The organism is Paenibacillus sp. FSL R7-0297, from assembly GCF_038009025.1.
Taxonomy (GTDB): Bacteria; Bacillota; Bacilli; order Paenibacillales; family Paenibacillaceae; genus Paenibacillus_AQ.
The window spans coordinates 4,920,422-4,935,930 of record NZ_JBBPAQ010000001.1 but is presented as its reverse complement, the minus strand read 5'-3'; the positions used below and the strand labels follow the sequence as shown (position 1 = coordinate 4,935,930).

14 protein-coding genes are annotated in these 15,509 nt (G+C 51.2%); all 14 read left to right on the top strand.

Features of this window, described 5'->3' with window-relative positions; genetic code table 11:
• The first annotated feature begins 134 nt into the window (after positions 1-134).
• Positions 135-815 (top strand): response regulator transcription factor, encoded by a 681-nt coding sequence (locus tag MKZ24_RS21525; RefSeq protein WP_042236381.1) that lies wholly within the window; start codon positions 135-137, stop codon positions 813-815.
• A complete protein-coding gene (locus tag MKZ24_RS21520) occupies positions 812-2,566 on the top strand; it encodes a sensor histidine kinase (RefSeq protein ID WP_340786246.1) in 1,755 nt (584 codons plus the stop codon). Before MKZ24_RS21525 ends, MKZ24_RS21520 begins: the two co-directional genes overlap by 4 nt.
• 57 nt (positions 2,567-2,623) lie before the next feature.
• Positions 2,624-3,148 carry a CDP-diacylglycerol--serine O-phosphatidyltransferase gene (gene pssA, locus MKZ24_RS21515; RefSeq protein WP_042236385.1) on the top strand — a complete coding sequence of 175 codons (525 nt, stop codon included), beginning with the start codon at positions 2,624-2,626 and terminating at the stop codon, positions 3,146-3,148.
• Between the two features lie 6 nt (positions 3,149-3,154).
• Positions 3,155-3,649, top strand: a complete 495-nt coding sequence (locus MKZ24_RS21510; protein ID WP_042236387.1) for a DedA family protein — start codon at positions 3,155-3,157, stop codon at positions 3,647-3,649.
• A gap of 193 nt (positions 3,650-3,842) precedes the next feature.
• Entirely contained in the window at positions 3,843-6,965 is a 3,123-nt protein-coding gene (locus MKZ24_RS21505) for a GNAT family N-acetyltransferase (RefSeq protein WP_340786242.1), read from the top strand.
• 20 nt (positions 6,966-6,985) lie between these two features.
• Complete coding sequence (locus MKZ24_RS21500; RefSeq protein ID WP_042236391.1) at positions 6,986-7,867, top strand: amidohydrolase family protein; 882 nt, start codon at positions 6,986-6,988, stop codon at positions 7,865-7,867.
• Positions 7,868-7,870: 3 nt separating this feature from the next.
• The gene (locus MKZ24_RS21495) at positions 7,871-8,302 is read left to right on the top strand and encodes a cupin domain-containing protein (RefSeq protein ID WP_340786239.1); all 432 of its coding nucleotides are present in this window, start codon (positions 7,871-7,873) and stop codon (positions 8,300-8,302) included.
• Positions 8,303-8,480: 178 nt separating this feature from the next.
• On the top strand, positions 8,481-9,239 hold the full coding sequence (locus MKZ24_RS21490; protein ID WP_340786236.1) for an alpha/beta fold hydrolase: 759 nt from the start codon (positions 8,481-8,483) through the stop codon (positions 9,237-9,239).
• An 18-nt stretch (positions 9,240-9,257) separates the two neighbouring features.
• The gene (locus tag MKZ24_RS21485; protein WP_042236395.1) at positions 9,258-10,385 is read left to right on the top strand and encodes an NAD(P)/FAD-dependent oxidoreductase; all 1,128 of its coding nucleotides are present in this window, start codon (positions 9,258-9,260) and stop codon (positions 10,383-10,385) included.
• 198 nt (positions 10,386-10,583) lie between these two features.
• A complete protein-coding gene (locus MKZ24_RS21480; RefSeq protein ID WP_340786233.1) occupies positions 10,584-12,146 on the top strand; it encodes an ABC transporter substrate-binding protein in 1,563 nt (520 codons plus the stop codon).
• Positions 12,143-13,132, top strand: a complete 990-nt coding sequence (locus MKZ24_RS21475) for an ABC transporter permease (protein ID WP_231637665.1) — start codon at positions 12,143-12,145, stop codon at positions 13,130-13,132. Before MKZ24_RS21480 ends, MKZ24_RS21475 begins: the two co-directional genes overlap by 4 nt.
• Positions 13,129-13,995, top strand: coding sequence for an ABC transporter permease (locus MKZ24_RS21470; RefSeq protein WP_081956529.1), 867 nt, complete (start codon positions 13,129-13,131; stop codon positions 13,993-13,995). The genes MKZ24_RS21475 and MKZ24_RS21470 overlap by 4 nt, the downstream gene beginning before the upstream one ends.
• Entirely contained in the window at positions 13,995-14,756 is a 762-nt protein-coding gene (locus tag MKZ24_RS21465) for an ABC transporter ATP-binding protein (RefSeq protein WP_042236398.1), read from the top strand. Before MKZ24_RS21470 ends, MKZ24_RS21465 begins: the two co-directional genes overlap by 1 nt.
• Positions 14,756-15,505, top strand: a complete 750-nt coding sequence (locus MKZ24_RS21460) for an ABC transporter ATP-binding protein (protein WP_340786228.1) — start codon at positions 14,756-14,758, stop codon at positions 15,503-15,505. The genes MKZ24_RS21465 and MKZ24_RS21460 overlap by 1 nt, the downstream gene beginning before the upstream one ends.
• Positions 15,506-15,509 lie beyond the last annotated feature (4 nt).

The window sequence follows — 15,509 nt, the reverse complement described above, 5'->3', positions numbered from 1 at the left end:
TTTGAATAGTTACATTTCAGGAGGGCAGCGCAATGCGCTGCTTCTTTTTCTTAGAAAATTTGAATCAGGGCACATAAAGGACATACAACTCGACTATGCTGAGTGGTATAAACGGGGGGAAAGCGGGGACTACATTGAAGAAGAAATTGCTGCTCGTCGAGGATGAGCTGCGTATCCGTGAACTGGTATCGGATTATTTCATCCAGAACGGCTGGGAAGTGCGCGAAGCCGACAACGGACAGGATGCGCTCCTCTGGTTCGATTCACTTCTGCCGGATCTGCTGATTCTGGATATCATGATGCCCAAGATGAATGGTTTTGAAGTCTGCCGGGAAATCCGCAAGCAATCAGCGATCCCCATTATTCTGCTGACCGCCAAGTCTGCAGATGACGACAAAATATACGGCTTTGAATTAGGTGCAGATGATTATGTAACCAAGCCCTTCAGTCCCAAGGTACTGGTGGCCCGGGCAAATGCGCTTATGAAACGGGCCCAAGGCACACATCTGCCGGATTCGGGCATTGTGAAGTTTGGGTCGGCGATCTTCAATACGCCGGCCCACCGTCTGGAGTTAGAGGGTGCAGAAGTCGAGCTTACCCCGAAGGAATATGATCTATTAACGCTGCTGATCCGGAACAAAGGGATGGTGATTTCCCGGGATACGATCCTCAGCCGGGTCTGGGGAATTGAATTTGAGGGAGACTCCCGTGTCGTGGATAGCCATATCAAGAAACTGCGCAGCAAGCTGGGTTATGAATCCCGGTTTATCCGTACGGTCATCGGTACAGGGTACAGGTTCGAGGTTGAGGAATGAGAAGACGCGGAATTACCTTTAAGCTGTTTGTGATGACTGTAATCTTTTTTGTATGTTTTTACGGGATGGTGATCTTGAGCCAGCTGCTGTTCTTCGACAGCTTCTACCAGAGCCAGAAGGAGAACAGGGTGGAGAAGCATCTTAAGAGCTTCGGGACGGGCTATACGGAAGAATCCTGGGGGCGTAGCCGTACGTCCCGCGAACTGGTCCGCTTCATGCTGCGCAATAAGACTCAAATGGTCATTCTGAAGCTGGATGGCCGAATGAAGTCAGAGGACCCGTTCCGGATGAAGCTGACGGATGAGGCGGGCAAGATTCAGGTAATTCCGATGTCCCTGTTCATGAACGAGTACGGGGATACGCTTAGGGCAGCCAATCTGAAGGAAAATGATCAAGTCACTGTCCAGGGAGAACGTCTTGAGGAAGACAATGACTCTGGGAATCTGATCTATCCGCTCACAATTACAAAGCAAGGCGGACCGCAGATAGGCGAGGAGCCCGACGACGGGATGAGCACTATTTCCGGGACAATCACTGAACTTGTATTACCGGATCTGAAGGTCTGGAATCCGCGGCAGGGCATCCTCTTCGAGGCCTTGGAGGACTGGTTTCCTCTGACTCTTGAGCAGAATGAAGAGCTCCGTAATCTGAACATACTGAAAGAGGAGTGGACCGCTCCCTGGAGCGGCATCCGGAATTCAGTCATCATTCTTCCGGTCAAGCAGGCGGACGGGGAGATTGAACTCTTATTTACGGTCACCTCCCTGCAGGATGTTAAGGATTCGAATGTAGCGCTGCGCTGGTTCTTTTTATATCTGGGGATCGGCGGGTTTGTTCTGATACTGGTCCTGTCACTGTTCTATTCCAAGATGGTTACCCGTCCGCTGATTAAGCTCAATAATATCGCGAAACGGATGGTATCGCTGGATTTCACAGGTCATTCTTCGATCCGTCAAAAGGATGAGCTGGGCAGCTTGTCCAAAAGTATGTTCACTTTGTCGCAAAGTCTGGATGCTGCACTGGGTGACCTTCGTGAGGCGAATCAGCAACTGGTTGAAGACATGGAGCAGAAGAAGAAAATGGAGCAGATGCAGCAGGACTTTTTTGCGAGCGCCTCTCACGAATTGAAGACTCCGCTCAGTATTATCAAGGGATTCGCCGAAGGTCTGGAGGATGGGGTAAGCGCCGGCAAACAGGATCATTATATCAAGGTCATTATCGAGGAAGCCGACAAGATGGAGTTTCTCGTCAAAGATATGCTCGATTTAGCCAAGCTGGAGTCCGGGACCATCAAACTCCGCAAAAGCTCCTTTATGCTGAGTGAAATGACGGAGAAGGTGACGGACAAGCTGATCCATTCACTCGGTGACAAGCAGCTGAATGTGGTTATTATTCCGGCGAATGAGCGGCCGCTTTATGCAGATGTGTCATGGATTGAGCAGGTAATCAGCAACCTGCTGACCAATGCGATCAGACATGCGGAGCATGATAGTACAATAACAGTAGCTGTGGAGGGTCATGAGAAATCACTCTCATTCAACATACACAATAAGGGTGAGAACATCCCCGAAGATCAGCTGGAGCAGATCTGGGAGCGCTTCTACCGGGCGGAGGCTTCACGCAGCCGTCTGACAGGAGGAACCGGACTCGGGCTTTCGATTACGAAGCAGATACTCGATATGCACGGCTGCCGGTATGCAGTGATAAACACAACGGACGGCGTCTGTTTTAGTGTGACCTTTGAAGGCTGAACGGACTCCTTACAACCTGTCAAGAATTCTTATATTTTGAGAAAGGAGTGAAACAGCATGAAATGGAACTGGCTGCCTTCAATGTGCACACTGGGAAACCTGGGACTTGGATCAGTTTCCTTGCTTTTCACCATTCAAGAACGTTATAATCTCGCCTTATTAATGATACTGCTCGCGGCAATATGTGATGTCATGGACGGATTGCTGGCAAGAATGCTCCATTGTACCAGCGATTTCGGCAAACAACTGGATTCCCTGGCAGATATTATTTCCTTTGGGCTTGCTCCAACCTTCCTCATATTGTTGTACAGACTGGAGAATATGCAGTGGCTTGGACCTGTTGCTGCGATTACCTTCCTGATCTGCGGGGCGCTGCGCCTGGCCAGATTTAATCTGTCTGCACCTTCGAAGGGGTTCACTGGGATGCCGATTACAGCTGCAGGCGTTATTTTATCGATGATTACATTGGTGGATGAACGGATGAAGCCGGAGCTGGTCATCGCCGTAATGGGACTGCTGTCACTGCTCATGGTAAGCCGGATTCCATTCCCGTCGTTCAAAAAATACGTCAACAGGAAGTGATGCCTTATGCCCTGGATCATGGAGATGATCTCGCAATACGGATATATAGCTATATTTGCACTGCTCGCGCTGGGACTTCTTGGACTCCCGGTTCCCGACGAGCTGCTGATGCTGTTCGTGGGCTATCTGTCTTCGACAATGGTGCTTGATTTCTCAGTTTCGGTGCTGGTGTGCTTCATCGGCTCCATAACAGGTATGCTGATCAGCTATACGATCGGTCTGAGACTCGGGCAACCGGTGGTGGATAAATACGGGAAGTGGATAGGACTTACGCCGAAGCGGTTCGCGAGTGTGAAACGATGGTTCTTCCGGTTCGGAAACTGGACGGTCTTCATCGCTTATTTCGTCCCGGGCCTCAGACATGTTACGAGCTATATCTCCGGGATCAGCGCAATGTCTTTCAGGAAATATCTGGTTGTCACCGTTGCCGGTGCATTTATCTGGTCGCTTCTGTTTGTCTCTATCGGGTATCTGGTGGGTGCAAGGTTATCCTTTGCATAGCTTGTTCATAGTTTTGCAATGACCGGAGCGGGCACGGTATGATGATAGCTATAGGTAATAATCTTTTATAATCAAAGAAGATATTACTATGGTTAAACCTTCTATTATATACTGTAAAAAACATCCACTTTTTGCCGTGTGTGTACATTGCATTAGGTGAGAAGCTATAGTGATCTGAGGAGGGAATATCGTAATGCCGGAAACACAAGACATCGTCATTGAAGAATACGTGCCTGCCAAACATGCCGCATCCATTGCCGAGATGTGGAATCGGAGCTTTGAGAGCTGGGGCGGGGATAATACTTACCGGACAGAGGAAAGTGTGCTCCGTGAACACGAGAACAGCACGCTGCTCAAGGTATTTCTGGCCGTTGCGGGCGGAGAGGTTATCGGATATTGCAGCTTCTCCCACTACAAAGAGGATACAGGCGCGCTTTATATACCACTGCTTAATGTCAGACCGGATTTCCATGGACGTAAGGTTGGCAAGAGACTGGTGAGACATGCTGTCGAGGAGACGATTCGGCTTGGCTGGGCGCGGCTGGATTTGTACACCTGGCCGGGCAACGTCAAAGCGGTTCCTACCTATAAGAAAAGCGGCTTTTTCTGGGAGAAACGGGACGATACCACCCACCTGATGAACTTCATCCCTTCAGTGCTGCAGACCGGAGCGGTGAAGTCTTATTTCGGGAAGATCGACTGGTATAACGACAGCATCCGCGAAATCAACGTTCAGCCTGACGGGCAGGGAGACAACGGATTTGACTATTTTACATATGAATGGCTGAAAGACGGCCTGCGGCTGACAATGCAGTTTGAGCGGAGCGGCCGCGGCCTGCGCCTGATTGAGACGGAGGATTACCGGATACAGGCAACGATTCCTGAACGGCATGAGCTGCCTTTCGGAGCCCGATACCCCATTGTCTATGAAGCTGTGAATAAAAGCGGAAAGCCGTTGGCTCTGGAGATTAAGGGCATAAGCAATCCGCAAATCAGCTTTGAGCTGAACGAAGCGCAGGAAATTGAATCCGAGGCACGGATCGAAGGCAGCTTCTTCATCCATCCGGCAGAAGAGGAACAGAGTATCTATCAGACTCATCCGGTTGTTGAGGCTGAACTGCTCATTAATGGCCTGCCCGCCGTATTCAAACTCGGGGTTGAACCCAAGTTCCCGGTCAAAGTCCAGCTGCAGCTGCCGGACAGAATAGCTTATATAGGCGAAGAGCTTGAGATTGATGTGATTGTCGAAAATGAATACAACGCAGATACGGTGTTCGCCTTCGACCTGCCTGATGATGCTATACTCTCTTTCCGGCAGTCTGCACTTAAAGTCGAAGTTCCGGCAAAGGGCCGGAGAACGGTGACTGTACAAGCGCGGCTGCAAGCCTACGGTATTTGGCATCATCATGTGAAGATCCTTAATTGGGGCAGCAGTCCTGCGAAGGCCGCTTCATTAATTCTCCAGCAGGAGATGAGCCTGGTCTTCCCTGGGGCAGATGCTGCCTTTGGCGGCAAAACGGAGAAGGAATGGATCATCAGCAGCGGAAGATATTCGGCAGTCCTGGAGAAATCCGGCAATACGCTGAAGCTATATGACGGACGTAAGAATGTCGTTAGCCTGCCCTATCCGAAGTTCGGTCTGCCTTATACCAATGAGTTCAAGAAGGTATCGCCTGTTGAAGTGCAGTATGATACAGATGCTGGAGCCATTGTGCTTGAAGCCGTCTATGAACTGACAGCAAGAAAGGGCATGCTGCTGACCATGGTGGTGAAACTGAACAGCAATGGGCTCATCTCGCGGCATTTTAGGATTCATAACCCGCTGGAAACGGATCAGGAGGAAGAATTGATCTTGAAGGACAGCTTCGAGTTCAGTCTTAGGGGAGGCGTTATTCCTTATAACGGCAAGTATCTGGATTTGAAATCAGGCGCAGAAGCTTCCAGCCCGGACTACTGGGATGTGCAAAAGTTTACAGAGAACTGGATGTTCGCTTCCCATGGAGCAATCACGCGGGGGATCAGCTGGCCGGCAGAATTAGAGCTCATCCAGGAGTCTTGGCTGCACGCCGTTGAGCATTCGCTGGGCCGGATTCCGGCTGGAGGCAAGCTGGAGACAAGTCCGCTGCGGATTGCATTGGGGACCTGGAACACCTGGCAGGATTTCCGTTCATTCGCACTGCAATGCAGCAACACACGCGATCTGAATGCTGCACAACAGCTGGAAGTGAAGCTTAATCAGGGTAACCCGTTCATCAGCGGTCCGCTTACACTCTCCATTCTGGAGCAGAAGAAGAGTTATTTGGACGGCGAGATCACTGTTTCTTCTTGTGCAGGCAGCATTGAGGAGACCTCGGTTACGGTACAAGGTGAACACAAGCTCTCGGAAATCAGCCTTCCGCTGACCCGTTCATTAGGCTCTGAGCCTGATCTCCTTACGCTGCAGCTGGATATGGATATTTATGAGAGCTCAAGAGCTTTCCTTGTCTTTCCTGTGTCGGATCAGGTTATCCGCCGTCAGACTCTGGAGATTGAGCAGTCTCAGGTGCTTGCCGTAGACAACGGAATTCTGCGGATACAGGCCAGCAGCCATTTTGCTCCGGGATTATTCTCGCTGGAGTATCATGGCCAGGAGTGGCTGGATTCCTCTTTTCCACAGCCCATAGCTAAATCCTGGTGGAATCCCTGGGTGGGTGGGATTTTAACTTCGATCAATGACATGTCCTTACGCAGCTTCATGGAGGATCCGCGGACCGCTGAGTTCGCTGAGCTCACGGACAACAAAGGTAACCGCTGGTCGGGCATACGCATGAGCGTTACCATTAAGCAGAATGATAAATATAAAGGGCTAACCCTTCATCAGTATTTCATGCTGCTTCCGGGTGTACCTGTGCTTGCCTCTACTGTACACATTGAACAGAATACAGGGACGCCGTTATATCCGCTCGAGCTTGACACCTCGTCCCATTACCGTGCGGCCGCCGATCTTAAGGACAGCAGAGGGTATCTGAAGAACAGCAGTGGTGAAGAGCTTGTGTATAAGGCAGGAAGAGTCCAGCTGGGGGTTAGAAGTACTAACGGAATCCTTCAGGTGGGCTCCACAGAACGTAAACAGCGCCTGACTCTAGTTACTGCAAAGGATCTTACTTCTACAGCCTTCATGGCCAACACTCATGCGGCACTGTCTTATGCCATAGACCCGCTGTATCTTCAAGACGGGGAAGAGCGGTTCAGCAAGCCTCAATTCTATCTTATCTCGGATCTGAAGGTTCCTGAGCAGGCCTACGCCGATCTGCTGACAATCCGGTTCAACAAATGAGCTGAAGAAAGGAAGCACCCATGAAAATCATTGACGCACATGTGCATTATTCGAATATTGATACCTTTCACGAGACAGCCCGGACTTTAGCGCATATCGATTATACCGGCAAAGGACTCCTGGAGGAGTTCCGCCGCTCCGGTGTTGTCGCCGGAGTCGGTATGGGCGTAACGGAGACGGCCGCAGGTAGCTTTCCGGATTCCGAAGCGCTTAATCCCATGCTGCTTGATCTTAGCGGGACACTTCCTGACAATTTGTTTACCTGTGCCGGAATTAATCCGCTGACTCTCCATCTGGACGGGCAGCTGGAGGCGCTGGAACAATCGCTGCAACAGAAGGATGTCGTTGGAATCAAGCTCTATGCCGGCTATTACCACTTCAATGTGGGGGATGAGATCTATGATCCGGTCTACAAGCTGGCCTCTGCTTACAGACTGCCGGTCGTTATTCATGGAGGGCTTACTTACTCTGACCGGGGACTGCTCAAATATTCGCATCCGCTGTCTATGGAAGAGACGTTCCTGAAGCACCGGGACATTACCTTTATGCTCTGCCATCTGGGCGATCCCTGGGTTATGGACACAGCGGCGCTTTTGGAGAAGAATCCGAATCTCTATACCGACCTGTCGGGCTGGATCGTCGGAGATCAGGCGAAGGTGGACCGTCTGCTGACCGAGCAGACCTACACCGATCATTTCCGCCGGGCGATTGTATTCGCCGAGAAATATGACCGGCTCGTCTTCGGTACCGACTGGCCGCTGGTTCCGCTGGATGCCTACATTACATTCGTGAAGCATCTGATCCCGGAAGCACACTGGGAGGATGTATTCTATAATAATGCGCTCCGCGTGTTCCCTAAGCTGGAAGAGCGGATTAGAGAACTAGATTTGGCGGAGGCGTAAACGATGCACAGAATCTCTGACGAAGATGCTTATAAGTATGGCATTGAAACCAGACATGATCTTATGGATAGCGGTGAGCGCAGATTCAGATTAATCTGCTCAGCAGACGGAAGCTCCTATTGCCGGACGGTAGCCTCTGAGAAAGGTGCCTGGCAGAGCAGTCATTATCATAGGTCCGTCTCTGAGATCTACGTCGTACAGTCCGGCTGGATGGTGTATGCGGAACTGAAAGAAGAAGATTTCAAGCTTCGCGTATTACGGGAAGGAGAGACAGTCTCGTTTGCGCCTTTCGTGCATCATAATATTTATTTGTCCTCCGAGGCAGTCATCCATACGATTAAATACGGCATATCAGAGGACAATGACTGGTATGCCTCCCCGGAGCTGGATAGCCGGACACAACACTTCTCTTCGGAAGTACTTTTATCCTTGTGAAACTAAGAACAGTGATCCTCCTCTAACCGGGGGATCGCTGTTCTTTTTGTTTTTGCGTGAAATGGGTTGGGGCCAGGGTTTACTCCCGCCTGATGCTTGATGAGGCAACCTGTGCTAAGCTATTAAGGGTCATACTTGCCGAAATATAATAATTTCCTACAGATGGAGGGTAAGCATCATGCCTCATGTGAAAGTTAAAGATCTGGAATTGTTTTATGAAAAAATGGGTACCGGAGAGCCGATTATTTTTCTGCACAGCAGTTATTCGCGCGGGTTATTGGCCTTTTCTAGTCAAATTCTGGATTTCCAAAATAAGTACACCTGTTATTTCATTGATTTCCGCGGTCATGGCAGAACCAGGTGTGAAAGTCTCGAATGGTCTACACCTCAGCTGGCAGATGATATCATAGCCTTCATGGATTGCATGAATATTGAAAAAGCGCATCTGATCGGTTACAGCATGGGTGCAAATGTCGGGCTATACCTCGCGGTGAATAATCCGGCAAGAGTTGCTACACTGACGACAATAGGAACGGGAGGATTCTGCGATCCTGCCGGAGCGGAGGAATTTGAGCCGGAGCGTCTGCTGGAGCTTGGGCAACATGGCATCATCCGTCAGATGAAAGAGAGGCATGAAGAAGCGCATCAAGGGAACTGGCAGGAATTCATGCGTCAATCTGCTAATGACTGGCGTAGATACCCGGACCTGAGCGTAGCACAGTTAAGCAGTATCAGCTGTCCGGTTCTAATCATTGCAGGAGAGCACGATACATACGCTGCAGCGGATAAGATCATTCAGCTAGTCTCGCTGATCAAAGGATCACAATGCCTGATCGTCCCTGGTGCCGGCCACCGGCCGCATATGGGAAGAGAACAGCCGGTGCTGGTGAACGATACGATCCTTGGATTTCTCGCACAGAATTCTAACCTCAAGTGAAAGGGCTGTACATAGCTTATGAAGAAAGTCATCGTAATTGGAGCAGGGATTCTCGGGGCTTCTACAGCTTACCAGCTGACAAAAATGGGGGCAGAGGTGCTGATTGTCGACCGTAAAGATCAAGGACAAGCCACGGATGCGGCCGCAGGCATCATCTGTCCCTGGCTATCCCAGCGGCGCAATCAGATCTGGTACCGGCTGGCAAAGGCTGGTGCACGATTCTATCCTCAGCTGATCGCCGAACTTGAGCATGGAGGCGAAACCCATACGGGCTATGCCCGGGTAGGTGCGCTAAGTATTCATACGGATGCAGGCAAGCTGGATAAAATAGAAGAGCGGGCGCGTCTGCGGCGGGCAGATGCACCGGAAATCGGAGAAATTACGCGGCTTACGGCTGAAGAAACCCGTGAACGGTTCCCGTTGCTTGCTGAAGGGTATGCCTCTGTTCATATCAGCGGGGCTGCCCGGGTAGATGGACGTGCCCTGCGGGATGCGTTACTTCACGCTGCGCAGCAGCAGGGTGCCACCAGAATTACCGGAGATGCGGCGCTTCAATATGGGCCAGACCGGGTGACCGGGATTACAGTAGATGCGGAGTATTACCCGGCGGATGAAGTTATTGTATGCGCAGGCGCCTGGGCGAACCCGCTGCTCCAGCCGCTTGGCATTGATTTCAAAGTCAGTTACCAAAAAGGGCAAATCCTACACTTGCAGGTTTCCGGTCATCAGGTGACGGAAGCATGGCCGGTAGTCATCCCGCCGAGTGATCAATATCTGCTCGCTTTTGACCAGCAGCATATTGTAATTGGGGCAACTCATGAGAATAATGTAGAAGGATATAATACCAGAGTAACCGCTGGCGGCATGCAGGAGATTCTGAATAAAGGGCTGGACGTGGCACCTGAGCTGGCAAACAGCACTTTGGGAGAAGTGAGGGTAGGGTTCCGCCCGTTTACACCAGGCTTCCTCCCGGTCTTAGGTACTGTCCCTGGATGGAAGGGGCTGCTCGCAGCCAATGGACTGGGAGCTTCCGGACTCACGATGGGCCCGTTTATTGGCAGCCAGCTGGCGAAGCTGGCATTAGGCAGAGAGACCGATATGGATATTAGCGCTTATGACCTTCAAGCAGCGATGGAGAGCAGATGATTACGAATTCATTTCCTGCAATGGAAGGATTAGATTCACTTCTGACGCTCAAATGAACTTTTGTTTGACAGGAGAAGATGTGTAATCCATAATACAATCCATACTAAACATATATGATTTAATAGGAAGGGTGGATCACACGTGACCAAGTTAAATGCAAAATTTAGAAAAACGATTGGAATGGGGACACTGACAGTAATGTTTGTAATGCTACTGGCAGGCTGCTCCGGTTCCAACAACAATGCGGACACCCGTAATGGCGCTCAGGCAAGTGCGAGTCCAGCCGCAACGGAAAGCACAAGCACAGCAGAACCTGCTGAAGGAGGTACTTTTACCTATGGCCGGCCGGCTTCAGTAACCTCGTTTGATCTGCATAACCAGATCACCTCCAATAATGCGTTTGCAATTGATAAAGTGTTTGAATCACTGGTCGCTTTTGACAGCAAGGGTGAAATTAAGGACTTTCTTGCAGAGGCGCACACGATCAGTGAAGATGGCTTGACGTATACCTTCGTATTGCGTGACGGTCTGAAGTTCTCGAACGGAACGCCAGTCACAGCAGAGGACGCCGTGTTCTCTCTGAACCGTCATTTGACGGTAGAAGGTCCGCTGGCGATCTCGGCGACGGTCGAATCCTTCAAGGCACAGGATGACAAGACGCTGGTAATTAAGCTGAAAGAACCGTACACACCGTTCATCTCTGAGCTGTCGAACTTCTCCAACGGTATCATCCCGAATAACTTCGGCGGCGTCAGCGAAGAAGAGTTCTTCAAGAAGCCGGTAGGCACGGGACCTTTCGTAGTTGAAACCTGGGACCCTGCTGGTGATGTTACCTTCACCAAGAACACAAACTACTGGCAGGAAGGCAAGCCTTATATCGATAAGCTTGTCTATAAACTGATTGAAGACGACAGCCAGGCGATCAACCAGCTGAAGGCAGGAGAAGTGGATGCAGTAGAAGCTCTGTCCCTTCAGAATGCAGGGGAGATTAAGAACGGCACAGACACTACTGTCGTAACGAACGGCAGCTGGGTAACGGAGCAATTGTTCTTCAACACGCTGGATGAGCATTTCTCCGATGTGCATGTGCGCCGTGCACTGGCGCTGGCGCTAGACCGTGACGGTCTGACCAAAGCATTAACCTTCGGATATGCACAGACCGCCAATTCTTTGCTGCCGACAACAATTCCATACAACGCCAATGATACCCTTAAGTCATTGAACTTCGATGCCGCCGCAGCCAAGGAAGAGCTTGCCAAATCTGCATTCCCTAACGGATTCTCAACCAAGCTGCTTATCGCTTCCGGCAACAGCACAAGAGCCCAGGAAGCACAGATTATTCAGGCAGCAGGTCAGACCATCGGAATCAAGATTGAGATCGAATCCGTTGAACTGGCTACCTTCCGTGAACGCTTCTTCGCCTATGATTTCGCGGCGATGCTGAACAGCGGTCAAGCCGACTCTCCGGAAGCGAATTCGATCCTGGCGTTCCAGACCGATCCGGAAGGCTTCAGCAAATCGTACTGGACGCATTACACGAATGGTAATGTAACCAAGCTGCTGTATGAGGGTCAAAAAACAGCAGACGGCGATGCCCGCGCAGCCATCTACACCGAACTGCTGCAGACGCTTGCCGATGAAGTGCCTTACATTCCGCTCTACTACCCGGATATCCTGATTGGTGCCCGTTCTTCGGTGGATGGACTGGTTGTTCTGCCTAACGGCAGTATCCGTCTGGAAGAAGTGCGCATAAGCAAATGATGAATTCCAGGCAAACCTTAACCGGTGCGCAAGGAAACAATGGTTCTTACAAGTGGCTGGGGATAGCACTTGTAAGAGCCTTAATTGTTATCCTCTGCGTGATGACGGCAGTCTTTTTCCTCATACGTATTGTACCCGGCGATCCTGCCAAGATGATTCTCGGAGAATACAGTACGCCCGAAGCGCTTAAGAATATGCATCACACCCTGGGGCTGGATCTCCCGCTATGGGAACAATTCATCCGGTTTATGAAGACCTTGTTTACGCAAGGGGATACCGGCAACTCCATTATTATGGGCACCTCGGCACGAGAGCTGATTATGCAACGGGCTCCTGTGACTTTGCTGCTTATCCTGATTGCCTGTGTGCTGGCAATTATTACTGCACTTCTTCTTGCTACTGCTGCAGCCACACATAAGGATAAACTGCTGGATCATCTGATCCGCATCTTTCCTGCGATCACTCTCGGTATGCCAATCTTCTGGGTTGGCATCCTTTTGATTCTGCTCTTTAGTGTCCGGCTGGGCTGGTTCCCTGTCGGGGGAATAGGCGAAGGCTTCACAGGGACGCTGCGTAGCCTGGCGCTGCCGGCGATAACGGTTGCTTTTTCACAGATTCCTACGCTGGTCCGCTCGCTCAGGGCGCAAATGCTGGAGGTACTCGAATCCGACTTTGTGGTCACGCTGAGAGCAGCGGGTATACCCTCCAGAGTTATTCTGTTTAAGCATGTCCTGCGCAACTCTGCGTTACCGACACTGATGCTGCTGGGAGTCAACATCTCTTATCTCATCGGAGGTACGCTCGTCGTCGAGCAGGTATTCGGTATCAAAGGGATCGGCAGCCTGCTGTTCACTTCAATTTCGAATCGGGATTTCCCTGTCATCCAAGGAATAGCCCTATATTGTGCGCTATCTGTAGTGATCATCAGTCTGCTGATTGAAATCATCTCCTGGTGGCTGGATCCCAGAACGAAGGGGAAACAATGACAACTACAACGCCAGATATACAATTGCCAGAGGGCAAGAAGCAAGTAAACGGTCTAAGACGGATATGGAATACCCCATCCCTGCTGATCGGAATTATTATGTTTGCCGTGCTTATCCTGCTGGCTCTGTTCATCCCTTACTTAAGTCCGTATCATCCGACGGAGCAGAACTTGAGCGCCTTCCTGCAGCCGCCGTCTTCCACCCACTGGCTGGGTACCGATCAGCTGGGGCGTGATTTGTTTACCAGACTGATCTATGCAGCGCGGACGGATCTGACTATCATGGTTCTGGCCGAGATCATTCCTTTCTGTACCGGTGTATTATTGGGAATGCTGTCAGGGTATTACGGCAAATGGACCGATAGAATTATTGCACTGATTACAGATACATTTATCGCTTTCCCGTTCTATCTGATCGTAATTATCGTGGCCTTCGCCAGCGGTGCCGGGGAGCGGGGGATTTATATCACTTTCATTCTCGTGGGCTGGATTGTATTCGCCCGTGTGGTCAGAGGTCTTAGCGCATCTTTCCGGGAACAGGAATGGGTGGCTTCTGCCCAGACCCTGGGACTGCCCGGCAGCCGCATTATTCTGCGCCATCTCCTGCCTAATGTATTGCCGCAAGCCGTTGTCGTGCTGATGACGGATATGGTCGGGCTGCTTGTAGCCATTGTTACACTGGGTTATCTGGGTATCGGTATCGCACCGCCTACACCGGACTGGGGGACAATGATCTCAGACGGACAACCCTTTATTACCACCGCCTGGTGGCTGTCAGCAGTTCCGGGATTCGCCGTGGTATATACGGGGATAGCGTTGTCTCTGTTAGGGGATGGCCTGGCCGATATTTGGAGGAAAAAATAATGTCAACTGAACCTGTGCTCGAAATAGAATCACTGACACTTGCAGCCAAGTCGAAAGAGATCCTCGTCAATAATATCAGCTTCTCACTTGGGCGCGGGGAGAGTCTCGGGCTGGTAGGGGAATCAGGCTCGGGCAAGTCGCTGACACTGCGTGCAATACTCGGTCTCCTTCCACGAGGGGTGGAGCAGACTGGAGGGAGCGTCCGGAGTAAGGTAAGCAGTGCGATGGTATTCCAGGACCCGAGAGGGGCACTGGACCCGCTCTGTCCGGTTGTGAAGCAGCTGGCAGAAGTTGTGTATTACAGACAACAAGTCAGCCGGAGAGCTGCACGGACGATTGCGCTGGAGCTGCTTGAAAGACTGGGTCTTCCGGATTCTTTGAGAAAAAAGGACCGCTACCCCAGCCAGCTGTCAGGCGGCCAGTGTCAGCGTGTTGTTATCGCATTGGCTCTTGCCTGTAAGCCCGGCATTCTGCTCTGCGATGAGCCGACAACCGCCCTGGACGTCACCGTTCAGCGGCAGATCATCGAGACGATCACCAGTCTGCAGCGTGAGCTGGGCTTCGCCATGGTCTTCGTTACACACAATCTGGCAATTGCCGCTAACCTCTGCTCCAGATTGTATGTCATGAAGCAGGGGCAGATTGTCGAGCACGGCGAGACGCTTAGTCTATTGCAGCATCCGGCTGATCCCTATACGCAGATGCTGATCGATTCGGTGCTTCCGTTGCCGGAGCTTGAGCTTGAAGGGAGCGGACAATAATGGATTTAGCTTTGCAGGTGCGGGATGTAACGGTCCGTTACGGCGGATTTACCGCGCTCGACCATATTCAGCTGGATTTGGAGCAGCATACGACGCTTGGACTTGTAGGAGAGTCCGGTTCAGGAAAGTCTACGCTGGCGCGGGTCATTGCCGGGCTGATCGCTCCGGATGAGGGGCAGATTCTGCTGGGTTCCCAGGAATTGCGCAAGAAGAGAAGCAGAGAGCAGCATAAGAAGATTCAGATGATCTTTCAGAATCCGGATGCCTCGCTGAATCCCAAGCATTCTATCCGGCAGATTCTGTCTGAAGCCCTGCTGTTTCACCGGATTGTCGACCGTTCCCAAGTGGAGACAAGAAGTAAAGAGCTTCTTAGCCGGGTGCAGCTGGAAGCCAGGTCCCTGGACAAATATCCGCATGAATTCTCCGGCGGCCAGCGCCAGCGGATTGCCATTGCACGCGCTCTAAGTGTGGAGCCGAGCCTGCTGATCGCCGATGAGCCGACAAGTGCACTCGATGTATCCGTGCAGCGGAGCGTATTGGAACTGTTCCACACGCTCAAGGCTGAGCTTAATCTTACCGTGTTATTCATTTCTCACGATCTCGGGGTTATTCATGCGGTCAGCGATACCGTTGCCGTCATGCGGCAGGGGAAGCTGGTAGAGATCAATACCAAGGATCTGTTCTTCATCCGTCCGGAGCATGAATATAGCCGCGAGCTGTTATCGGCGGTTCCGAAGATGCCACAATGACACA